This is a genomic window from Nocardioides anomalus (assembly GCF_011046535.1).
In the GTDB taxonomy this organism is placed as follows: domain Bacteria; phylum Actinomycetota; class Actinomycetes; order Propionibacteriales; family Nocardioidaceae; genus Nocardioides; species Nocardioides anomalus.
The window spans coordinates 3,322,935-3,344,297 of record NZ_CP049257.1; the positions used below are offsets into that span (position 1 = coordinate 3,322,935).

A 21,363-nucleotide genomic window follows, 5' to 3' on the forward strand; every position below is an offset into this window, starting at 1 on the left:
CCACGGGCTCCCACGCCGCGTCCACGCCCGCGACACCGTTGGGTAACAGCTCTACTCGAACAGGTCGCCGTACTCCTCGACGCGGGCCAGCACCTGGTCGAACCGGAACTGGTCCAGGGCGTCGGGGTCCTCGGCCCCGGCCTCCACCTCGTCCCAGCCGAGCGGGGTGGCGACGTAGGGGCGCTCCTTGCCGCGCAGGGAGTACGGCGAGATGGTGGTCTTGGAGCCGGAGTTCTGCGACCAGTCCAGGAAGACCTTGCCCGCGCGCTTGGCCTTGGTCATCGTGGCCGTCACCAGCCTGGGGTGCGCCTTCTCGAGCTCCTCGGCCACGGCCTTGGCCAGCGCCGTCGACTCCTCCGAGGGCACCCGGCGCGGGAGGTCGGCGTACAGGTGCAGGCCCTTGCTGCCGCTGGTCACCGGCTTGGGCACCAGGCCCCGCTCCTCGAGGACCTCCGAGGCCAGCAGGGCCACCTGGCAGCACTCGTGCAGCCCGGCGGGCTCGCCCGGGTCGAGGTCGATGACCACCCGGTCCGCGCCCCGCGGCCGGCCCTTCGCGTCCACCGTCCACTGGTGCACGTGCAGCTCGAGGGCCGCCAGGTTGACCAGCCAGGTCAGCGTGGCCAGGTCCTCGACGATCGGGAAGGTGAGCGTGCCGTCCTCCTTCGAGGCCGTGCGCGAGCCGCTGGTCGGGACCGTGCAGGTGCGCACCCACGACGGCGTGCCGCCGGGGACGTTCTTCTCGAAGAAGCTCATGTCGTCCACGCCGTGCGGCCACCGGATCCGGGTCACCGCCCGGCCGGCCAGGTGCGGCAGCAGCACCGGCGCGATCTGCGCGTAGTAGTTGAGGACCTCGCCCTTGGTCGTGCCGGTGCGCGGGTAGAGCACCTTGCCGAGGCTGCTGATCTTCAGCGTCCGGCCCTCGACGTCGACGTAGACCTCCTCCTTGTCGACCTGGCCCTGCTGCTCGCGGCGCGGCACTCAGAGCTCCTCGGGGGTGACATCGGTGCGCAGCCCGCGGTACGACGGCTGGCGCAGCCGCTCGTAGCCCAGGCCGTGGGTGTCCACGTCGACGACCAGCACCGGCTCGACCCAGGACGTGCCGCGCGCGTCGACCTTGGGGACCTCGTCGTCGAACGGGCTGTCGGCGCGGGCCAGCGGGGCGACCAGCTCGGCCAGCTGCCGGCTCACCGCGCCGCTGATGCCGCTGCCCACCCGGCCCCGGTAGAGCAGGCCGTCGGCCGTGACCTCGCCGACCAGCAACGCGGCCAGCCGGTCCGAGGTGCCCTCCTGGGGCCGCCACCCGCCGACCACGAAGGTCCCGCGGTGCCGGTGGGCGAACTTCAGCCAGCTCTGGGTGCGCTGGCCGGCGACGTAGCGACTGGTGAGCCGCTTGCTGACGATGCCCTCGAGCCCCTGCTGCAGCGTCGCCTGGTGCAGCATCGGGCCGTCGTCGTAGGCGTCCGGGACCTGCCACGTCGAGTGCTCCAGGCCCAGCCCGCGCAGGATCGTGCGCCGCTCCCCCAGCGGCTGGTCGGTGACGTCCTTGCCGTCGACGCGCAGCACGTCGAAGACCATGTACGTCGCCGGCAGCCGGTCCGCGAGCCGGGCCGCGGACGACGCGCTGCGCACGTGCATCCGGTCCTGCAGGACCCGGAAGTCCGGCAGCCCGCGGTCGTTGAGGGCGATCACCTCGCCGTCCACCAGCAGGTCGCGGTCGCCCAGCGGGCTGCGGTTCAGCTCCGGCCAGGCGACCGTCACGTCGTTCTCGTTGCGGCTCCACAGCCGGGTCGCGCCGCCGCGCGTGGTGTCCGCGAGCACCCGCACGCCGTCCCACTTCACCTCGTGGGACCACCCCGGGTCGGTGGGCACGTGCGTGCCGGGCGAGGCGAGCATGGGGCGCACGGCCCCATCATGTCGGTACCGTGGCGCCATGAGGGCCATCTGGAAGGGCGCGGTCTCGTTCGGGCTGGTCAGCGTGCCCGTGAAGCTGTACGCCGCGACCGAGTCCCACGACGTCTCCTTCCGCCAGGTGCACGCCAAGGACGGCGGCCGGATCAAGTACCAGCGCGTCTGCTCGCTCGACGGCGAGGAGGTGGCCTACGCCGACATCGCCAAGGGCTACGAGACCGAGGACGGGGAGATGGTCATCCTCAGCGACGAGGACATGGGCGAGCTGCCCTCGACCTCCTCGCGCGAGATCGCCGTGGAGAAGTTCGTCCCCAGCGACCAGATCGACCCCATGCTGCTGGAGAAGAGCTACTACCTCGAGCCCGAGAAGTCCGGCGCCAAGCCCTACGCCCTGCTGCGCCAAGCCCTGCTCGACGCGGACCGGATGGCCGTGGTCACCGTCGCCATCCGCAACCGCACGACCATCGCCGTGCTCCGGGTCAAGGACGACGTCATCGTCCTGCAGACCATGATGTGGCCCGACGAGATCCGCGTGCCCGACTTCTCCGTCGACGTCGGCGAGGTCAAGGACGCCGAGGTGAAGATGGCGCACATGCTGGTCGAGACCCTGGCCGGCGACTTCGACGCCTCCGAGTTCGAGGACGACTACGCCGAGGCCGTCGAGGCCCTGGTCAAGGCCAAGATCGAGGGCGGCGAGATCAAGCGCACCCCGACCTCCACCAAGACCTCCGGCGAGGTCGTCGACCTCCTCGCCGCCCTCCAGCGCTCGGTCGACGCGGCCAAGCAGGGCCGCGGCGAGACCGGGTCGAAGATCTTCGACGACGTCGAGGACGACTCCGACGCCGACTCCGACGACGCGCCGGCGGCGAAGAAGAGCGCCGCCAAGAAAGCCACCACCAAGAAGACGGCGGCCAAGAAGACCACCACCAAGAAGGCCGCCGCCAAGAAGACCACCACCAAGAAGGCCGCCGCCAAGAAGACCGCGACCCGCAAGGCGTCCTAGGTCACCGGCAGCGCGAGCGGGCGCCGGCGGGTCTAGAGCCCGCGGGCGTCCGGACGGACGGCGACCTCGAGGCTGAGGGCGCACGCGACGACGAGGGTCCGCAGCGGCCCGTGCACGCCGTCGGCGATGCGCACGACGTAGTCGTCGGGGCGGGTGAAGCGGGCCAGGTCCAGGCCGGCGAAGTCGCGGGTGATGGTGGCGACCTCGCGCCCGTGGGAGTCCACGATGCGCAGGTCCCAGCCGACCCAGTTCTCGGCCTGCAGGTCGCCGAGGAAGCGGCCGTTGGGGCCGAGGAAGGCGTAGGTGGTCTCGTCGCGGCGCAGCGTCTGCTGCACGATGCGGCCGGCGACCCGGTCGTCGACGTCGCGGACCTCGACGGCGGTGCGCGGCGCGACGAGCGGCCGGATGAGGGTGAGGGCGACCGAGCCCCGCTCGTCGACCAGCTCCACCACGTCGTTCTTGGTGACGTCGTGCTGGAGGACGCCGCGCATCCCGAGCTCGACGCCCGGCGAGGCGCGCCGCAGGGTTCCCGCCTGGCTGCCGTCGGGCCGGGTGAGGGCGCGGTCGGACCAGCGCCGGCCCAGGTCGGTGAAGCGCTCGACGACCAGCAGGTCCTCGTCGAGCAGCGGGCTGCGGGTCGCGGTGGCGGCGGTCTCCGCCACCGGGCCGCCGGGCTCGTCGACGCCGCTGGTCTCGCCGTCGCGGACGTACGGCGTCCAGCGCTGCCCGTCGAAGAAGCGCAGCTCGTGCCGACCGTAGGGGTCCTTCTGCCACCCCTCGACGTGTCCGGGCCGCTGCACCTGCGTCACAGGGCGAGGTTAGGGCGCGGAGGGCTCCGCGCTCCGGCGATTCGTCAAACCGCCCCGGTCAGTCGACTCGCCCCGGGCCGCGGCCGAGTCCGGCAGCCGGGCGTGCAGCCGGTGGTGGGCCGCGTCGCTCAGCCGCGGGGCGAGCAGGTTGAGCCACTCCCCGACCCGTCCGACCACGGTGCCGGTGGTCACCGGCCGGTCCTCCAGCGCACGCACCACCCGCGCGGCGGCCGCCTCGGGCGAGAGGCCGGGCACCCGCGCGAAGGCCTCGGTCGGTGCGCTCATCGGGGTCCGGACCAGGCCGAAGCGCATGTTGGTGAAGCCGATCCCGTCGCCGTAGGTCTCCCGTCCCGCGATCCGGCTCCACGTGTCCAGCGCGGTCTTGGACGCGATGTAGGCGGAGTACTTCGGCGCCTTGAGCTGCACGCCCCACGTCACGACGTTCACCACCTGCCCGAACCCCTGCGCGCGCATCGCCGGCAGCAGTCCGAGGGTCAGGCGCACCGGCCCCAGGAAGTTCACCGCGGTGCTGCGTTCGACGTCGTGGAAGCGGTCCTGGCTCAGCGTGAGCGAGCGCCGGATCGAGCGGCCGGCGTTGTTGACCAGGTAGTCCACGACGCCGTGCTCGGCGAGCACCTCCTCGACCAGCCGCGCGACGGCGCCGCCCTCGGCGGTGTCGCTCAAGTCGCAGACGTACGCCGCGGCGCGGCCGCCGTCCGCCTCGATCGCCGCCCGCACCCGCTCGAGCTCCTCGGCCCGACGGGCCACGAGCAGGACCAGCGCGCCGCGCCGGGCCACGGCCCGGGCGGTGGCCGCACCGATGCCGGACGACGCCCCGGTGACCAGGACGGTCCGCCCGGTCAGCGGGCTCGGACCACCGGTCAGTCGGCGCACGAGCGCCCGCGGCGTCTGGAGCAGGAGACCCACGCCGGGAGTCTCCCACCGGGGACGGGCTCAGCGACGGTGCCGGGTGTCCCCCGCGGCCAGGCCGCCGGGACGGCCGAGCCGCCGGGCGCCCTGGGCGGCACGCACCGCGAACCACAGCGCGGTGCTCAGCAGCACGGCGCCGATCGGGGCGGGGGTGGTCACGCCGCGCCGGTGTCCGCGGGGCCCGTGACCACCCCCACCCCCCGGGGTGGGTTGGCCCCCGCGTGCTGTTTGGTGCTGGGGGTCGGGGGATACCTTCGCCTCACCCGTTCGGGTCCTGCTGGGGGACCCGGCGTTCCGGAGCGAAGGGTGCGCATGAGTGCTGCTGGCTGGGTCGACGGAGCACTCGAGGAGCGGCTCCGCTCGGTGACGTCGGCCGACTCCGAGGAGGGCCGCAGCCTCGCGCAGGCACTCCGGGACGCCAGCGCCGGCGGCAAGCGGTTCCGGCCCGCCCTGGTCGCCTCGGCCCACCACGGCCTGGCCGGTCGCCGGCCCGACGCCGTGCCCGTCGTCGGCGCCGCGGTGGAGCTGCTGCACACGGCGTTCGTGGTGCACGACGACGTCATCGACGGCGACACCACCCGCCGCGGCCGGCCCACGGTCCCGGCCAGCTTCCACGCCGCCGCCTCCCGCAACGGGGCCGACCCGCGGGCCGCCCACACCTACGGCCTGGCCGGCGCCGTCCTCACCGGCGACCTGGCCCTGAGCGCGGCGATCCGCGCGGTCGCCACCGCGCCCGCGCCGCGCGCGGTCGTCGAGCGGATGCTGGACCTGGTCGACCACGCCATCGCGGTGACCGCGACCGGCGAGCTGGCCGACGTCCGCTTCGCCACGCACACCGACTGGCCCTCGCTCACCGAGGTGCTCTCGGCCGAGGAGCGCAAGACCGCCGTCTACTCCTTCGCCCTCCCCCTCCAGCTCGGGGCGGTGCTGGCCGACGCCGACGACGAGTGCGTCAACGCGCTGGCCGACGTGGGCCGGCACCTCGGCCTGGCCTTCCAGCTGCGCGACGACCTGCTGGGCGTCTTCGGCGACGAGCAGGTCACCGGCAAGAGCACGCTGTCGGACCTGCGTGAGGGCAAGGTGACCGTGCTCGCGGTCCACGCGCGCCGCACGCCGGAGTGGGCCGAGATCGAGCCCCACTGGGGCGAGCCCGACCTCACCGAGGAGCGCGCGGTGGTGGTGCGCCGGGCCCTCGAGCGCGCCGGCTCGCGCGCCCACGTGGAGGCGATGGTCGAGGAGTACGTCGGCACCGCGGCCGACGGCGCCGCCCGGCTCGGCCTGCCCGCCGAGCTGGTCCAGTGGCTGAGTGCGCTCTGCGTCCCGGCGGCGACGGGCGCGGCATGACCATGGCCCCGCACCGCCCCCCGCCGGCCGACCCGGCCGGCGCGTACGACGACCTGGCGCGGGCCAGCGCGGCCCTGGTCATCCGCCGCTACTCCAGCTCCTTCGGCCTGGCCTCGCGGCTGCTGGCCCAGCCGGTGCGCGGCCACGTGCAGAACGTCTACGCCCTGGTCCGCGTGGCCGACGAGCTCGTCGACGCGCCCCGACCGGGCGCCGGCCCCGACGAGCAGCGCGCGCTGCTCGACGAGCTCGAGGCCGACCTGCTCCGAGCCCTCGAGACCGGCCAGAGCGCCAACCTCGTGGTGCACGCCTTCGCCGGCACCGCCCGCGCCTGCGGCTTCGGCGCCGAGCTCACCGCGCCGTTCTTCGCCTCGATGCGCACCGACCTCGACGTCACCGTCCACGACCGCGAGAGCTTCGACCGCTACGTCTACGGCTCGGCCGAGGTCGTCGGGCTGATGTGCCTGCGCGCGTTCCTCGCCGACCAGCCGTACGCCGAGACGGCGTACGTCCAGCTCACGCCCGGCGCGCGCGCTCTCGGCGCCGCGTTCCAGAAGGTCAACTTCCTGCGCGACCTGGCCGAGGACACCGACCTGCTCGGGCGCCGCTACTTCCCCGGCGTCGACGCGGCCCGGCTCACCGACGCCCAGCGCGACGAGCTGCTGGACGACATCGAGGCCGACCTCCGCGTCGCGCAGACCGCGATCGCAGCGCTCCCGGGAGGCAGCCGGCGCGCCGTCCAGGTCGCGCACGCGCTGTTCGCCGAGCTGGCCCGCCGGCTCCGCGCGACGCCCGCCGCCGAGATCAGCCGGCGCCGGGTCCGCGTGCCCGGACCGGCCAAGGCGCTGGTCGCCGCCCGCAGCCTGCTGACCCGACCGGAGGGGGACGCGTGAGCGGGGCGCACGGTCGCACCGCGGTCGTCGTCGGCGGCGGCGTGGCCGGGCTGGCCACCGCCGGCCTGCTGGCCGCCGACGGCTGGGAGGTCGACCTGCTCGAGCAGGGCGACGCCCTCGGCGGTCGCGCCGGCTCGTGGGAGGAGGGCGGGTTCCGCTTCGACACCGGGCCGTCGTGGTACCTCATGCCCGAGGTCTTCGACCACTTCTTCGCGCTCATGGGCACCAGCACCGCGGCCGAGCTCGACCTGGTCCGGCTCGACCCGGGCTACCGCGTCTTCAGCGAGGGCCACGACGAGCCCATCGACATCGCCGCCGACCGCGCCGCCAACGTCGCGCTGTTCGAGTCGGTCCAGCCCGGCGGCGGCACCGCGCTGGAGGACTACCTCGACTCCGCCCAGACGGCCTACCGCCTCGCGCTGAAGCACTTCCTCTACAGCAGCTTCCAGTCCCGACGGGCCCTGCTCGCGCCCGAGATCGTCCGCAACGGGGCGCGCCTGTCCGGCCTGCTGAGCCGCTCGCTGGAGACCCACGTCGCCGGCCGCTTCACCGACCCGCGGCTGCGGCAGGTCCTCGGCTACCCGGCCGTCTTCCTCGGCACGTCGCCCGACCGCGCGCCGTCGCTCTACCACCTGATGAGCTGGCTCGACCTGGCCGACGGCGTGCGCTACCCGATGGGCGGGTTCACCACCCTCGTCGACGCCCTGGCCCGGGTGGCCGAGCGGGCCGGCGCGCGGCTGCACACCGGCGTCCCCGTCACGCGCATCCGCACCACCGGCGGCACCGGCAAGCCCCGCGCGACCGGCGTCGAGACGGCCGGCGGCGAGCGGTACGACGCCGACCTGGTCGTCGGCGCCGCCGACCTGCACCACGTCGAGACCACGATGCTGCCCCGCGAGCTGCAGACCTACCCCGAGTCCTGGTGGGCCAAGCGCGACCCCGGTCCGGGCGCCGTGCTCGCCATGCTCGGCGTCGAGGGCGAGCTGCCCGAGCTCGCGCACCACTCGCTGTTCTTCACCCGCGACTGGCACCAGAACTTCGGCGACGTCTTCGACACGCGCCGCGTCCCCGAGCCCGCCTCGGCGTACGTCTGCCGACCCTCGGCGACCGACCCCACGGTCGCGCCGCCGGGACACGAGAACCTCTTCGTGCTCGTGCCCGTCCCGGCCGACCCCGGCCTCGGCGGCGGCGGCGACCCGGCGGTCGAGAAGGCCGCCGACGCCGCGATCGCACAGACCGCCGCCTGGGCCGGCGTACCCGACCTGGCCGAGCGCATCGTCGTGCGCCGCACCGTCGGCCCGGCCGACTTCGCCAGTGGGCTCAATGCCTGGTCGGGCGGCGCGCTCGGCCCCGCGCACGTGCTCAGCCAGAGCGCGTTCTTCCGGGCCGGCAACGCCTCGCGCAAGGTCGACTCGCTGCTCTACGCCGGCGCCAGCACCATCCCCGGCATCGGGCTGCCGATGTGCCTGATCAGCGCGGAGCTGGTGCTCAAGCGGACCCGCGGCGACCGCTCGGTGCGGCCGCTGCCGGCGCCGCTCGCGGGCCGCACCGACGCGGCCTGAGCGACCTCAGACGGCGTCCCACCGGAACAGTCGCGCCGAGATCAGCGTGACCACGACGGTGAAGACGACCAGGAACGCCATCGGCAGCAGGGCGGCGCCCGGTCCCTCGCCGCGGACCATCACGTCGAGCATGCCGTCGTTGAGGTGCTTGAGCGGCAGCACGTTGGCCACGGCCCGCAGCCACGTCGGCGCCCCGTCGAGCGGGAAGAACGAGCCGGACAGGAACGACATCGGCAACACGATGAAGTTCGCCGCGTTGACCGCGCCCTCGGTGGTGCGCGTGACCGCTCCGGCCAGCAGCCCGAGCGACATGAAGCAGAGCGTGCCCACGACCAGCAGCGGCACCGCCATCCACCACGAGCCGGTGAGCTTGAGCCCGAAGGCCACCGCGGCCAGCCCCACGAAGATGACCAGCTGGACCAGCGCGATGCCCACGGTCACCGAGATGCGCGCGGCCACCACGGTGCGCGTCGAGACCGGCGAGAGCTGGAGCCGCCGGATCAGCTTGGTCTGCCGCCAGCCCTGGATGGTGGCCGCGGCGCCGATGGCGGCGCTCATCGCCACGGCCCAGCCGAGCAGCCCGGGCGTGTAGTACTGGATGGTCTTGATCGAGTCGTCCTCGACCCGCTCGGTCTCCAGGGCGTACGCCGGCGCCTGACCCGCCGCCTCGGCGAGCTGGGCGACGTTCGCGCCGTCCACGAAGGCCTGGAGCGTGCCCTGGGTGATGCCGGCCTTGACCTGGTCGGTCTGGGTGTAGTGCGCGACCAGGGTGTCGTCGCGCATCTCGACCGCGACGTCCGCGTCGCCCTTGCGGACCTCCTCCAGCGCGGCGGCCAGGTCGTCGCTGCGCTCGACGTCGAAGGTGTCCTCGAACGCCGCCTTCGCGTCGCCGTCGAGGCCGTCGATGAGCGAGACGTCGCCGACCTGGACCAGGTCGACCTCGGACTGGCCCTGGTCGGCCAGCAGCCCGCCGAAGAGGACCAGGAACATCAGCGGGAAGACCACCGAGAAGAAGACCGACGTGCGGTCGCGGAGGAAGCCCTTGACGATGGCGACGCTGAGCGCGCGGAAACCGGTCATGCCCGGTACTCCCGTCCGGTGAGGTCGAGGAAGACGTCCTCGAGGGTGCCGGTCTGCACCTGGAGCCCGTCCAGGCGGTGCTCGGACGCCAGGCGGGCCACCTCGGCCGCCGGGTCGCGCGTGGAGAGGACCTCGCCGTCGGCCAGGGTGATCCGGGTCGGTGCGTCGAGGCCGCGGACCAGCGCGGCCGGGCTGTCGAAGCGCAGGACCCGGCCCTGGTCCATGATCGCGACCCGGTCGCAGAGCGCCTCGGCCTCGTCCATGTAGTGCGTGGTCAGCACCACGGTCCGCCCGGAGTCGTTGAGCCCCGACAGCAGGTCCCACAGGTTGCGCCGCGCCTGCGGGTCCAGGGCCGCGGTCGGCTCGTCGAGGAACACCACGTCCGGGTCGTGCACCAGGGCGCACGCGATGGACAGCCGCTGCGCCTGGCCGCCGGAGAGCTCCTCGACGCGGGCGCCGGCCTTGTCGGTCAGGCCGACCCGCTCCAGCCACGCGTCGGCAGTGGCCGTCGGCACGGCGTACAGCGCGGCGAAGGTGTGGATCTGCTCGCGGGCGGTGAGCCGCTCGAAGAACGACGACGCCTGGAGCTGGACCCCGATGCGCGGCAGCAGCCGCGGGTTGCGCGGCCAGACCGGCTCGCCCAGCAGCGTCACCGACCCGGAGTCGGGCTTGCGCAGCCCCTCGATGATCTCCAGGGTCGTGGTCTTGCCGGCGCCGTTGGGCCCGAGGATGCCGACGAACTCGCCCTCGTCGACGGCGAGGCTGACGCCGTCGACGGCGCGCACGTCGCCGTAGGTCATGGTGAGGTCCACGACCTCGATCGCCCGAGCGGTCACGGGGCGGAGGCTACCGGGCTCCCGGGTGGCCGAGGTGCTCGCGCAGCGCCGCGACGGTCTCGTGCGGCGCCTCCTCGGGCACGAAGTGACCGCCCGGCACCGCGTGCCCGGTGACCTCGGCGTCGACGTAGGACCGCCACACCTCGAGCACGTCGTAGCGCCGCCCGACCAGCCCGGCCTCGCCCCACAGGGCCAGCGTCGGGCAGCGGACCCGGTCGCCCGCGACCCAGCTGGCCTCGTCGTCCTCGAGGTCGGCCGTGGCGCCGGCGCGGTAGTCCTCGGTCGTCGCGTGGATGCTCGCGGCGTCGAAGCAGGCGACGTACTCCGCGACCACGGCCTCGTCGAAGGAGGCGTCCGGCCCGGCCCACTGGCGCAGCTTGGTGCGCAGCCAGTGCTCGGCCGCGCCGCCGATGAGCACCTCGGGCAGGTCGTTCTCCTGGGCCAGGAAGAACCAGTGGTCGTAGCTGAGCGCCAGCTGCCGGTCCACGTCGCCGAAGACGTGCCGGGTCGGCGCGATGTCGAGCACCGCGAGGCTGGTCACCGCCTCGGCGTGGTCCAGCGCCAGCCGGTGGGCCACGCGGGCGCCGCGGTCGTGGCCGACGACGGCGTACGACGGGTGGCCGAGCGCGCGCATCAGCCCGGCCTGGTCCGCGGCCATGGCCCGCTTGGCGTAGGCCGCGTGCCCGGCGTCGCTGGCCGGCCGGTCGCTGCGCCCGTAGCCGCGCAGGTCGGCGGCCACCACCGTGTGGTCCTCGGCCAGCGCGGGCGCGACCCGGTGCCACATGGCCGAGGTCTCGGGGTAGCCGTGCAGCAGCAGCACCGGCGGCCCCTGCCCCGCGACCCGCGCGTGGAGGCGCACCCCGTCGACCTCGACGTCGAGCTGCTCGCAGTCCCAGGAGTCCGGCACAAACCCTTCGTACCCCACGGCGCCGACGGCGTACGGTCCGGGCATGCTGCGCCACCAGGTCCTCGACCGCCCGGACGCGGCCGCGCTGGTCGCCCAGGTCGCCGGGTGGGACGCCGGCCGCCGCTACGTCGGCGCCGAGCTGCACGCGGGCGACCTCGGCTGGCACCTGCGCGGGCCCGACCAGGTCCTCGCCGGCACCGTGCACGGCTGGTGGCGCGCCGACGGGCTGGTCGCCGTCGCCGAGATCGAGGACGCCACGGCGCGCCCGCGGGTGCGCCCCGACCTCAGGGCCGACCCCGAGGTCGCTGCCGCGGTGGCCGACGTGGTCGACGCGCTGCCCGGCGAGCAGCAGTGGAGCGAGGCGGCCGACGACTCGGCGCTGCGGTTCGAGCTCGCCGCCCGGGGCTGGTCCCTCGACCCCGACCCCTGGACCAACCTGTGGGCCGACGGCGCGCGCTGGGAGGTGGCCGACCGGGGCGAGGTGGTCCGCGCCGCGGACGACGTGAGCGGACGGGTCACGGTGCAGCGCCACGGCTTCGCGAGGTCCACCTTCGACGAGCCGAGCTGGCACCGGATGGCGGCCGGACCCGGCTACCGCCCCGATCTGGACCTGGTCGTCCGGCACGACGGCGTCGCGGTCGCGGCGGGTACGGCGTGGCTGTCGGTGCCGGGCGGCCCGGCGTACCTCGAGCCGCTCGCCACCCACCGCGACCACCGCGGTCGGGGCTACGGCCGCGCCTGCGTGCGCGCGCTCGTGGACGCGTGCCTGGCCGCCGGCGCCTCCGGGCTGTCGGTGGCCACCCCGTCCAGCAACACCGGCGGGGTCGCGGCGTACGTCTCGGCCGGGATGGTCCCGGTGCAGACGCTGCAGGGGCTGACCAGGCGCCGGGGCGCCTAGGCCAGGGAGTCGAGCCAGGCCTGGTGCAGCCCGGCGAAGCGGCCGTCGCCGCCCTCGATCAGCTCGGCGGGAGAGCCGTCCTCGACGACGCGGCCGTGCTCCATCACCAGCACCCGGTCGGCGATCTCCACGGTGGAGAGCCGGTGGGCGATGATCACCGCGGTCCGCCCGGCCAGCACCGTGCGCAGCGCGCGCTGGACCAGCCGCTCCGAGGGCACGTCGAGCGAGGAGGTCGCCTCGTCGAGGATGAGCACGGCGGGGTCGGCCAGGAACGCGCGGGCGAAGGCCACCAGCTGGCGCTGCCCGGCCGAGAGCCGACCGCCGGAGTTGGCCACGTCGGTCTCGTAGCCCTCGGGCATGGCCGTGATGAAGTCGTGGGCGCCGAGCGAGCGCGCCGCCTCCACCACCTCGTCCATGCTCGCCGTGGGCCGGCCGAAGCGGATGTTGTCGGCGATGGTTCCGGAGAAGAGGTAGTTCTCCTGGGTCACCATCACCACGCTGCGGCGCAGGTCGTCGGAGGTCAGGTCGCGCAGGTCCACGCCGTCCAGGAGCACCCGGCCGGCGGTGGGGTCGTAGAACCGGGTGGCCAGCTTGGCCAGCGTGGTCTTGCCGGCGCCGGTGGTGCCGACGAGGGCCACGGTCTGCCCGGCCGGGACGACCAGGTCGAGGTCGGGCAGCACCGGGCGGTTGTCCACGTAGGAGAAGCCGACGTGCTCGAAGGTGACCGCGCCGCGGACGTGCTCCAGCCGGTGCGGGGTCGCGGGCTCCGGCACCGACGGCTCCTCGGCGAGGACGCCGGCCAGCTTGTCCAGCGCCGCCGAGGCGGACTGGAAGGTGTTGTAGAACTGCGAGATCTCCATCATCGGCTCGAAGAACTGGCGCAGGTAGAGCAGGAACGCCGCGAGCACGCCGACGGTCACGTCGCCGTGGTAGGCGCGGTAGCCGCCGTAGAGCAGCACCACGGCGATGGTCACGTTGCCGATGAGCCGGACGCCGGGCATGAACCACGCGACCAGCCGGAAGGCGACCAGGTTGGCCGCGCGGTACTGGTCGTTGACGTCGTCGAAGATCTCCTGGTTGCGCGGCTCGCGGCGGAAGGCCTGGACCGCGCGGATCCCGCCCATGGACTCCACGAAGTGCACGATGACCAGCGCGACCTTCTCGCGCGTCACCCGGTAGGACGTCGCCGACTCGCGCCGGAACCAGGCGGTGAGCCAGACCAGGAACGGCCCGCACAGCAGCGCCACCAGCCCGAGCTTGACGTCGAGGAACAGCAGCAGGCCCGCGGTGCCGACCAGGGTCAGCGCCGCGGTGACCAGGCCGTCGAAGCCGGTCTCGAGCATCTCGTAGATCGCGTCGACGTCGGAGGTCTGCCGCGAGATGACCCGGCCCGAGGTGTAGGCGTCGTGGAAGGCCGGGCTGAGGGCCTGGAAGTGCCGGAAGACCCGGCGCCGGATCTCGAAGAGAATGTCCTGGCCGATCTGGCCGGAGCGGACCAGGAACAGCTGGCGCGCGAAGGCCTGGGCCAGCAGCGCCACGACCACGATCCCGACGATGAGCAGCAGCGGCTCGAGGTCGTCGCGCTCGCGGATCGGCGGGATGCCGGTGTCGATGCCCTCCTTGACCAGGTAGGGGATGGCCAGCCGCGCGGCGTTCTCCACCAGCACGATGCCGACCAGCAGCTGGATGGCCCGCCTGTAGGGCGTGAGCAGCTCGCGCAGCAGCCGCTGGGAGCCGCCGCCGATCGTGCCCGCGGTCATCCGCTCCGCGGCCTCGTCGGCGTCGACCTCCGCCACGCCGCGCCACTCCGGCTGGGTCTGCTGCGCGGACTGCTGCGCGGACTGGTCCGTGCTCACGCGCGCACCTCCTCGTCGATGGCGCGGTCCAGCACGGCCTCGAGGTCGGGGTCGGCGTCGGAGCCGAGCAGGTCGGCGTACGCCGGCACGGTGGCGAGCAGCTCGCGGTGGGTGCCGACGTGGGTGATCCGGCCGTCCTGGAGCAGCGCGACCCGGTCGGCGAGCATCACGGTGGAGGCGCGGTGGGCGACGATGAGCCCGGTCGTCCCGGACAGCACCCGCTGCAGCGCCTCCTCCACGAGCTTCTCGGTGTGCACGTCGAGCGCGGACAGCGTGTCGTCGAGGACCAGGACCGTCGGCTGGGCGAGCACGGCGCGGGCCAGGGCCAGCCGCTGGCGCTGCCCGCCGGACAGCGACATGCCCTGCTCGCCGATCCGGGTGTCGAGCCCCCACGGCAGCTCGTGCACGAAGCCGGCCTGCGCCACCTCGAGCGCCTGCTCGACCTCCGCGTCGGTGGCGTCGGCGCGCCCGAGGGTGAGGTTCTCCCGCGCGCTCATCGAGAACAGCGTCGGCTCCTCGAACGCCGTGGCCACCAGCGAGCGGAGGTGGTCGAGCTCGAGCTCGCGCACGTCGACGCCGTCGATGCTCACCCGGCCGCCGGTGACGTCGTAGAGCCGCGGGATCAGCGCTGTGAGCACCGACTTGCCCGACCCCGTCGCCCCGACCAGGGCCACGGTCTCCCCCGGTCGGATCTCCAGGTCGACCCCGCGCAGCACCGGTCCGGCGTCCGGACCGGCGTCGGGGAAGGCGAAGTCGACGCCCTCGAAGCGCACGTGGCCGCGCGGCTCGGCGATGCGCCGCGTGCCGCCGACGATGTCGGGCTCGGTGTCGAAGATCTCCAGGATGCGCGCGCTGGCCGTCATCGCCTCCTGGCCCATGGCCAGGATGTAGCCGAGCGAGGCCACCGGCCAGACCAGCGAGAGCAGCAGGGTGATGAAGGCGACCAGCTCACCGGGGGTGAGCTCGCCCTTGCCCACGCCGATCGCGCCGGTGGCCAGCACGATGACCACGGCGACGTTGGGGATGACCTCGAGGAAGGTCCAGAACCGCGCGGTGAGCCGGACCTTGGTCATCGACGTGGCGTAGAGGGTGCGCGCGGCCGCTTCGTACTGCTCGGCGACGTGCTCGGAGCGGCCGAAGGACTTGATGACGCGGATGCCGACCGCGCCCTCCTCGGCCCGGGTGGCCAGGTCGCCCTGCTGGTCCTGCACCTGGCGCGAGACCGCGACGTAGCGCGTCTCGAAGCGCATCGAGAGCCAGACGACGGGCAGGGCGGTGGCGGCGACGACCAGGCCGAGCGGCCAGTACATGTGCAGCAGGACCCCGGTGACCACCGTGACCTGGAGGATGTTGAGGACCAGGAACAGCACGCCGAAGCCCATGAACCGGCGGATCGCGGAGAGGTCCTGGGTGGCGCGCGAGAGCAGCTGGCCGGACTCCCAGCGGGTGTGGAAGCTCATCGGCAGCCGCTGCAGGCGCTCGTAGAGGTCGTGGCGGATCTCGGTCTCCAGCCCGAGGACCGCGTTGGACTGCGCCCAGCGGCGCACCCAGATGAGGAAGGCCTCGAGGACGCCGAGGGCCAGGGCCAGCAGCCCCAGCGGCAGCAGCGCGCCGAGGTCGCGGTCGGTGATGGGGCCGTCGATGATGGCCTTGGTCACCAGCGGGATGGTCAGCGTGGTCGCCACGGTGAGCAGCGCCGCGGCCGACATCACGCTGAGGGCCCGGGCGTGGGGGCGGAGGTAGCCCCGCAGCCGCCACAGCGAGTGCACCCCGGCCGGTCGCGTCTCCTGCCCCCGAGTTGTCATCGTCAACGATGCTAGGTCGCGCCACCGACAGGGGCTAATCGATATCTGGTTCTTACCGTCCCGCGGCCCTCACGGGGCGCGACGAGCCGTGCGGGGACGGCTGTCGGTGGTCTCCGGCAGGGTGAGCACCATGAGCGATGCGCCGGTCTACACCCTCCAGGTCGTCGTGGACTGCGCCGACCCCCACACCCTCGCCGACTGGTGGGCCGAGGCCCTCGGCTGGCAGGTCGAGCCCCAGGACGAGGCGTTCATCCGGTCCATGCTCGACCAGGGGTTCGCCACCGAGGACCAGACGACCACGCACCAGGGTCGGCTGGTCTGGGCGTCCGGCGCCGCGCTCACCCACCCCAAGGGCACCGACCGCGCGCCACGCCTGCTGTTCGTGCGGGTGCCGGAGCCCAAGACGGTCAAGAACCGGGTCCACCTCGACCTGCGCCCGGGCCGCGACCCCGACCCGGCCGAGGTCGACCGGCTGGTCGCCCTCGGGGCCACCCGGGTCGGCCAGGGCACCGAGGGTCCCCGCACGGCCTGGGTCACCCTCCAGGACCCGGAGGGCAACGAGCTGTGCCTGCCGGTGCCGCCGGAGTTCCTGACGACCGAGGGCGCCTAGCCGCTCAGCAGCCCCCGGACCACCCGCAGCCCGACCGACATCCGGGCCAGGTCGGCCTGGTCCTCGGCGCAGATCTGGCCCAGGGTCTCCGCGGCCCGGGCCACCAGCACGGCCTCGCCGTCCTCCCACTCCGCGATCCGCTCGGGCGCGGCGAGCTCGGCCGGCGTGCCGCGCAGCACCTGGGCGGTGAGCGCGGTGTGCACGCCGTGCAGGTCGTCGCGCAGCGCCGCGCGGGCCATGGTCTGCCACTTGTCCTCGCGCGGCAGGGCCACGATCCGCTGGAGCAGCACCGGCAGCCCGAGCCGCTCCCCCAGCGCGAAGTGGACCCGCGCCACCTCCTCGGGGCTCAGGTCGAGCTGCTGGGCGGTCTCCACGACGCCGAGCAGCATGTACGCCGGCTCGAGGACCGCGACCCGGCGGGCGAGCTCCTCGGGCACCCCGCGCTCCTCGTACGCCGCGAGCCGGTCCAGGTAGGCCTGGAGCTCGCGCCCGACCATCAGCTCGGGCAGCTGGGCCATGGTGGCCTGCACCGGGCCGGCGAACGCCTCGACGGTGGCCTGGCTGTCCAGGGGCGGGCGCCGGTTGGTGACCAGCCAGCGCGAGGCCCGCTCGACCAGGGTGCGCATCTGGATCCGCATCCGGGTCTGCAGCCCGGCGTCCAGCCGGTTGTCCCAGGTCGTCAGCTCGGTGCGGTAGGGTAGCGAGCCGTAGATCTCGCGGGCCACGAAGTTCGCCCGGGTCAGGTCGGCGGCCGACGCGCCGGTCTCCTCGGCCAGGCGCGGCCAGTAGGTCATGCCGGCGCCGTTGACCAGGTCGTTGACGACCTGGGTCACGATGATCTCCCGGCGCAGCGGGTGCGCCTCGATCTGCGCTTCGAACCGTTCCCGCATCGGCGTGGGGAAGTAGGCCTTGAGGTCGATGTCGAGGTACGGGTCGTCGGGCAGGTCGCCCTCGAGCAGCTCGTCGGCCAGCACGATCTTGGTCCAGGCCATCAGCACCGCGAGCTCGGGCGGGGTCAGCCCGCGGCCACGGTCGAGCCGACGGCGCACCACCCGACGCGAGGGCAGTCCCTCGATCTCGCGGTCCAGGGTGCCGGCCTGCTCGAGGCGGCGCATGAAGTCCTCGTGCACGTGCAGCAGCGACGGCGCGTGCGCGACCGCGTTGGCCAGTGCGAGGTTCTGCTCGTAGTTGTCGCGCAGCACCAGGGCGCCGACCTCGTCGGTCATCTGCGCGAGCAGCGCGTTGCGCTGCTTCTCGGTGAGGTCGCCGGCCTTGACCACGCGGTCGAGCAGGATCTTGATGTTGACCTCGTGGTCGGAGGTGTCCACGCCGGCGGAGTTGTCGATGAAGTCGGTGTTGACCCGTCCGCCCCTCCACGCGTCGGTGCGCGCCTCCTCCGACGCGCCGCGGGAGTCGCCGCCGGCCAGGACGTACTCCACGCGCCCGGCCTGGGTCAGCCCGAGGTTGCCGCCCTCCCCCACGCAGCGGGCGCGGACCTGGGCGCCGTTGACCCGGATCGCGTCGTTGGCCTTGTCGCCGACGTCGGCGTGGGTCTCGTCCTCGCTCTTGACGTAGGTCCCGATGCCTCCGTTCCACAGCAGGTCGACCGGCGCCTGGAGGATCGACCTCATCAGCTCGGCCGGCGTCATCGCCGCCACGTCGGCGTCGATGCCGAGGGCGGTGCGCACGGCGTCGTTGAGCGGCACCGACTTCAGCGAGCGCGAGAAGACCCCGCCGCCCTCGGAGATCACGCTCGGGTCGTAGTCCTGCCAGCTCGAGCGGGGCAGCTCGAAGAGCCGCCGGCGCTCGGCGTACGACGCCGCCGGGTCCGGCGTGGGGTCGAGGAAGATGTCGCGGTGGTCGAAGGCGGCGACCAGCCTGGTCGCCTCCGAGCAGAGCAGCCCGTTGCCGAACACGTCGCCGCTCATGTCGCCGATGCCGACCGCGGTGAACTCCTCGCTCTGGCAGTCGATCCCGCGCTCGCGGAAGTGCCGCTGCACCGAGACCCACGCGCCGCGCGCGGTGATGCCCATGGCCTTGTGGTCGTAGCCGACCGAGCCGCCGGAGGCGAACGCGTCGCCGAGCCAGAAGCCGTAGTCCTTGGCCACCCCGTTGGCGATGTCGGAGAACGTCGCCGTGCCCTTGTCGGCCGCGACCACGAGGTAGGAGTCGTCGCCGTCGTGGCGCACCACGCCCTCGGGCGGCACGGTCTCGCCGTCGACCAGGTTGTCGGTGATGTCGAGCAGCCCGGAGATGAAGGTCGTGTACGACGCGATGCCCTCGGCCAGCCACGCCTCCCGGTCGCTCGGGTCGGGCAGCTGCTTGCAGAAGAACGCGCCCTTGGCGCCGACCGGGACGATGACGGTGTTCTTGACCATCTGCGCCTTGACCAGGCCCAGCACCTCGGTGCGGAAGTCGTCGCGCCGGTCCGACCAGCGCAGGCCGCCGCGGGCCACCGGGCCGAAGCGCAGGTGCGCGCCCTCGACCCGCGGGGAGTAGACGAAGATCTCGAAGCGCGGCCGCGGCTGCGGCAGGTCCGGGATGGCCGACGGCTCGAGCTTGAGGCTGAGGTAGGGGTGCACGCCGCCGGTGGCCCGGTCGCGCTGGTAGTGGTTGGTGCGCAGCGTGGCCTTGATCAGGGTGAGGTAGGAGCGCAGGATCCGGTCGTGGTCCAGGCTGGCCACGTCGTCGAGGGCGGACAGGATCTTCTGCTCGACCTGCGCCTCGCGCCCCTCCTGCTGCTGCTCGGGGTCGAAGCGGGCCTCGAACAGCCGCACCAGCAGCCGGGTGATGTCGACGTTGCCGCGCAGTGCGTCCTCGATGTAGTCCTGCGCGAAGGGGCTGTTGCCCTGGCGCATGTACTTGGCGTACGCGCGGAGCACCGTGGCCTGCCGCCAGGTCAGCCCGGCGCCGAGCACCAGCCCGTTGAAGCCGTCGGTCTCGTTGTAGCCGTCCCACACCGCGCGCAGCGCGTCCTGGAACAGCTCGCGCGCACCGGACGGCAGCGGTCGGCCGTAGCGCAGCCCGAACTCGTAGACCATCGAGGGCCGCTCGAGCCCGTCGAGCTCGTAGGGCCGCTCGTCGACGACCTCCACCCCCATCGATGACAGCATCGGGAGCACCTCGGACAGCGAGAGCGGGTCACCGATGCGGTAGACCTTGAGCCGCACCTCCCCCGGACCGGCGTCCAGGCGCTCGTAGAGGCTGAGGTCCAGACCGCTGCCGTTCGCCGCGTCGGTGCGGATCGCCTCGAGCCGGCCGAGGTCGACCGAGGCGGTGCGCGCCGGGTAGTCCTCCTTGTAGGCCTCCGGGAACGCCTCGGCGTAGCGCCGCCCGAGGATCGTGCCGACCTCCTCGCCGTACTCCGCGACCACGGCCTGCAGGAAGTCGTCGCGCCAGCTGCGGCTGGCGTCGGTCAGGCGCCGCTCGAGCTCGGCGGTGTCGACGTCGACGAGGTCGGCGCCCTTGGACAGGTGCACGACGAAGTGCACGCGCGCGGTCGTCGACTCGTTGATGCGGACGGTGAACTCGGTGGACTCCCCGTGCAGCTGGTCCTGCAGGATCCGCTCGAACCGTTCCCGGACCGCGGTGTTGTAGCGGTCGCGCGGGAGGTAGACCAGCACGCTCACGTAGCGCCCGTAGGTGTCGCGGCGGATGAACATCCGCAGCGCCCGCCGCTCGCGCGCGCTCATCGCGGCCTCGGCCATCGGTGCCAGCTCGTCGACGGGGGTGTGCAGCAGCTCGTCGCGCGGGTAGGTCTCGAGCGTGTCCATCAGCGCCTTGCCGGCGTGGCTGCGCGGGTCGAAGCCGCTGCGCTTGAGCACCGCCTTGGCCTTCTCGCGGATGAGCGGGATCCGCATCAGGCTCTCGGTGTAGGCCGCGCTGGCCAGCAGCCCGAGGAAGCGGCGCTCGCCGTCCACCTCGCCGTTCGCGTCGAAGGTCTTGACGCCGACGTAGTCGAGGTACGCCGGGCGGTGCACGGTCGCGCGCGAGTTGGCCTTGGCCAGGACCAGCAGGGTCTTCTCGCGGGCCTTGGCCTTGACCGCGTCGGGCAGCCGGCCGAAGGACTCCGACATCTCCTGGTCCGCGCGCAGGATGCCCAGGCCCGTGCCGGGGACCGCGCGCAGGAACTCGTCGTCGCCGTCGCGCTCGAGGCGGTACTCCTTGTAGCCGAGGAAGGTGAAGTTCTCGGCGGCCAGCCAGGTGAGGAACTCCCCGGCCTGGCGCAGCTCCTCGGGGTCCAGCGGCGGCGGGTCGTCGCGCAGGTCCGCGACCACGGCCTCGACCTGGGCGTGCATCTTGCCCCAGTCCTCGACCGCCTCGCGGACGTCGCGCAGGACCCGCTGGATGTCGTCGACGACCGACGCCGCGTCCTCGCCCTCGGGCAGCCGGTCGATCTCGACGTGCATCCACGACTCGCGGACCGCCTCGCCCTCGGGCTCGAGCGCACCGTCCGGCACCGACCGGACCTCCTGCAGCACCCCGGTGATGTCGCGGACCACGTCGAAGTTGGGGTGGATCACCACGTGCACGTCGCGCAGGTGGCGCGAGAGCTCCATGGTCAGCGAGTCGACCAGGAACGGCATGTCGTCCACGACGACCTCGACCACGGTGTGCCCGCCCGCCGACCACCCGGCGTCGGCCAGCGTCGGGGTCGCGACCTGGACGTTGGCCGTGCCCTGCGGACGGTGCGCGGCCAGCTTGTAGTGGGCCGCGAACGCGCCGTACACGTCCATCTCGGAGCGGTCGGCCAGGTCCTCCGGCGCCACGTGGCGGTAGTAGGCCTGGAGCAGCTCGCCGACCTGGTCGTGCGGCGGCCCACCGGTCCCCTTGCCCGCCTGGGCCACCCTGGTCGCCTGCTCGATCAGCTCGGCCTTGGCCTGCTCGGACGTGGACTGGTGCTGCGTCGCCGTTGACACGCCTCC

Annotated in this window: 17 protein-coding genes; 6 read left to right on the forward strand and 11 right to left on the reverse strand. The window is 73.5% G+C overall.

The features are described from left to right. Window positions 1-51 precede the first annotated feature (51 nt). Window positions 52-978 (reverse strand): non-homologous end-joining DNA ligase, encoded by a 927-nt coding sequence (gene ligD, locus G5V58_RS16705; protein WP_165235174.1) that lies wholly within the window; start codon window positions 976-978, stop codon window positions 52-54. Then, window positions 979-1,893: a non-homologous end-joining DNA ligase gene (gene ligD / locus G5V58_RS16710; protein ID WP_165239222.1), complete on the reverse strand. Its 915-nt coding sequence runs from the start codon at window positions 1,891-1,893 to the stop codon at window positions 979-981. A 37-nt stretch (window positions 1,894-1,930) separates the two neighbouring features. On the opposite strand from ligD (G5V58_RS16710), the gene ku reads away from it, so the two are divergent. Beyond that, complete coding sequence (gene ku / locus G5V58_RS16715; protein WP_165235178.1) at window positions 1,931-2,911, forward strand: non-homologous end joining protein Ku; 981 nt, start codon at window positions 1,931-1,933, stop codon at window positions 2,909-2,911. Between the two features lie 32 nt (window positions 2,912-2,943). Here the strand turns inward: ku and G5V58_RS16720 are convergent, their stop codons facing one another. From G5V58_RS16720 to G5V58_RS26415, 3 genes are read right to left on the reverse strand one after another with little or no spacing between them, the layout of a single operon-like run. After that, on the reverse strand, window positions 2,944-3,720 hold the full coding sequence (locus G5V58_RS16720) for a DUF2510 domain-containing protein (protein ID WP_165235181.1): 777 nt from the start codon (window positions 3,718-3,720) through the stop codon (window positions 2,944-2,946). A gap of 9 nt (window positions 3,721-3,729) precedes the next feature. Then, the gene (locus G5V58_RS16725) at window positions 3,730-4,647 is read right to left on the reverse strand and encodes an SDR family NAD(P)-dependent oxidoreductase (RefSeq protein WP_165235184.1); all 918 of its coding nucleotides are present in this window, start codon (window positions 4,645-4,647) and stop codon (window positions 3,730-3,732) included. A gap of 27 nt (window positions 4,648-4,674) precedes the next feature. Then, window positions 4,675-4,809, reverse strand: a complete 135-nt coding sequence (locus G5V58_RS26415; RefSeq protein WP_268991227.1) for a hypothetical protein — start codon at window positions 4,807-4,809, stop codon at window positions 4,675-4,677. 153 nt (window positions 4,810-4,962) lie between these two features. On the opposite strand from G5V58_RS26415, the gene G5V58_RS16730 reads away from it, so the two are divergent. The 3 genes from G5V58_RS16730 to crtI are packed head-to-tail and all read left to right on the forward strand — an operon-like array spanning window position 4,963 to window position 8,446. Next, window positions 4,963-5,994 (forward strand): polyprenyl synthetase family protein, encoded by a 1,032-nt coding sequence (locus tag G5V58_RS16730; protein WP_165235187.1) that lies wholly within the window; start codon window positions 4,963-4,965, stop codon window positions 5,992-5,994. Next, window positions 5,991-6,884, forward strand: a complete 894-nt coding sequence (locus G5V58_RS16735) for a phytoene/squalene synthase family protein (RefSeq protein ID WP_165235190.1) — start codon at window positions 5,991-5,993, stop codon at window positions 6,882-6,884. The genes G5V58_RS16730 and G5V58_RS16735 overlap by 4 nt, the downstream gene beginning before the upstream one ends. Next, window positions 6,881-8,446 carry a phytoene desaturase family protein gene (crtI, locus tag G5V58_RS16740; RefSeq protein WP_165235193.1) on the forward strand — a complete coding sequence of 522 codons (1,566 nt, stop codon included), beginning with the start codon at window positions 6,881-6,883 and terminating at the stop codon, window positions 8,444-8,446. The genes G5V58_RS16735 and crtI overlap by 4 nt, the downstream gene beginning before the upstream one ends. Before the next feature lie 6 nt (window positions 8,447-8,452). Here the strand turns inward: crtI and G5V58_RS16745 are convergent, their stop codons facing one another. From G5V58_RS16745 to G5V58_RS16755, 3 genes are read right to left on the reverse strand one after another with little or no spacing between them, the layout of a single operon-like run. Then, window positions 8,453-9,526, reverse strand: coding sequence for an ABC transporter permease (locus tag G5V58_RS16745; RefSeq protein WP_165235196.1), 1,074 nt, complete (start codon window positions 9,524-9,526; stop codon window positions 8,453-8,455). Then, window positions 9,523-10,362, reverse strand: a complete 840-nt coding sequence (locus tag G5V58_RS16750) for an ABC transporter ATP-binding protein (RefSeq protein ID WP_230486691.1) — start codon at window positions 10,360-10,362, stop codon at window positions 9,523-9,525. The genes G5V58_RS16745 and G5V58_RS16750 overlap by 4 nt, the downstream gene beginning before the upstream one ends. Window positions 10,363-10,372: 10 nt before the next feature. Then, a complete protein-coding gene (locus G5V58_RS16755) occupies window positions 10,373-11,314 on the reverse strand; it encodes an alpha/beta fold hydrolase (RefSeq protein WP_165235199.1) in 942 nt (313 codons plus the stop codon). Here G5V58_RS16755 and G5V58_RS16760 point away from each other — a divergent pair. Next, entirely contained in the window at window positions 11,313-12,167 is an 855-nt protein-coding gene (locus G5V58_RS16760; protein WP_165235202.1) for a GNAT family N-acetyltransferase, read from the forward strand. The genes G5V58_RS16755 and G5V58_RS16760 overlap by 2 nt on opposite strands. Here the strand turns inward: G5V58_RS16760 and G5V58_RS16765 are convergent. Beyond that, the gene (locus G5V58_RS16765; protein ID WP_230486692.1) at window positions 12,164-14,023 is read right to left on the reverse strand and encodes an ABC transporter ATP-binding protein; all 1,860 of its coding nucleotides are present in this window, start codon (window positions 14,021-14,023) and stop codon (window positions 12,164-12,166) included. The genes G5V58_RS16760 and G5V58_RS16765 overlap by 4 nt on opposite strands. Further along, on the reverse strand, window positions 14,020-15,828 hold the full coding sequence (locus G5V58_RS16770) for an ABC transporter ATP-binding protein (protein ID WP_230486693.1): 1,809 nt from the start codon (window positions 15,826-15,828) through the stop codon (window positions 14,020-14,022). Before G5V58_RS16770 ends, G5V58_RS16765 begins: the two co-directional genes overlap by 4 nt. A 130-nt stretch (window positions 15,829-15,958) precedes the next feature. On the opposite strand from G5V58_RS16770, the gene G5V58_RS16775 reads away from it, so the two are divergent. Next, window positions 15,959-16,438, forward strand: a complete 480-nt coding sequence (locus G5V58_RS16775) for a VOC family protein (RefSeq protein WP_165235205.1) — start codon at window positions 15,959-15,961, stop codon at window positions 16,436-16,438. Here the strand turns inward: G5V58_RS16775 and G5V58_RS16780 are convergent. Continuing rightward, window positions 16,435-21,357, reverse strand: a complete 4,923-nt coding sequence (locus tag G5V58_RS16780; RefSeq protein ID WP_165235208.1) for an NAD-glutamate dehydrogenase — start codon at window positions 21,355-21,357, stop codon at window positions 16,435-16,437. The two genes, G5V58_RS16775 and G5V58_RS16780, sit on opposite strands and share 4 nt — an antisense overlap. Window positions 21,358-21,363: the final 6 nt, after the last annotated feature.

What these genes read in the sequence shown, in the direction of transcription:
- ligD (WP_165239222.1), bottom strand. Translation starts at nt 1,893, where the DNA reads ATGCTCGCCTCGCCCGGCACGCACGTGCCCACCGACCCGGGGTGGTCC.
- ku (WP_165235178.1), top strand. Translation starts at nt 1,931, where the DNA reads ATGAGGGCCATCTGGAAGGGCGCGGTCTCGTTCGGGCTGGTCAGCGTG.
- G5V58_RS16730 (WP_165235187.1), top strand. Translation starts at nt 4,963, where the DNA reads ATGAGTGCTGCTGGCTGGGTCGACGGAGCACTCGAGGAGCGGCTCCGC.
- G5V58_RS16735 (WP_165235190.1), top strand. Translation starts at nt 5,991, where the DNA reads ATGACCATGGCCCCGCACCGCCCCCCGCCGGCCGACCCGGCCGGCGCG.
- G5V58_RS16745 (WP_165235196.1), bottom strand. Translation starts at nt 9,526, where the DNA reads ATGACCGGTTTCCGCGCGCTCAGCGTCGCCATCGTCAAGGGCTTCCTC.
- G5V58_RS16760 (WP_165235202.1), top strand. Translation starts at nt 11,313, where the DNA reads ATGCTGCGCCACCAGGTCCTCGACCGCCCGGACGCGGCCGCGCTGGTC.
- G5V58_RS16755 (WP_165235199.1), bottom strand. Translation starts at nt 11,314, where the DNA reads ATGCCCGGACCGTACGCCGTCGGCGCCGTGGGGTACGAAGGGTTTGTG.
- G5V58_RS16770 (WP_230486693.1), bottom strand. Translation starts at nt 15,828, where the DNA reads ATGACAACTCGGGGGCAGGAGACGCGACCGGCCGGGGTGCACTCGCTG.
- G5V58_RS16775 (WP_165235205.1), top strand. Translation starts at nt 15,959, where the DNA reads ATGAGCGATGCGCCGGTCTACACCCTCCAGGTCGTCGTGGACTGCGCC.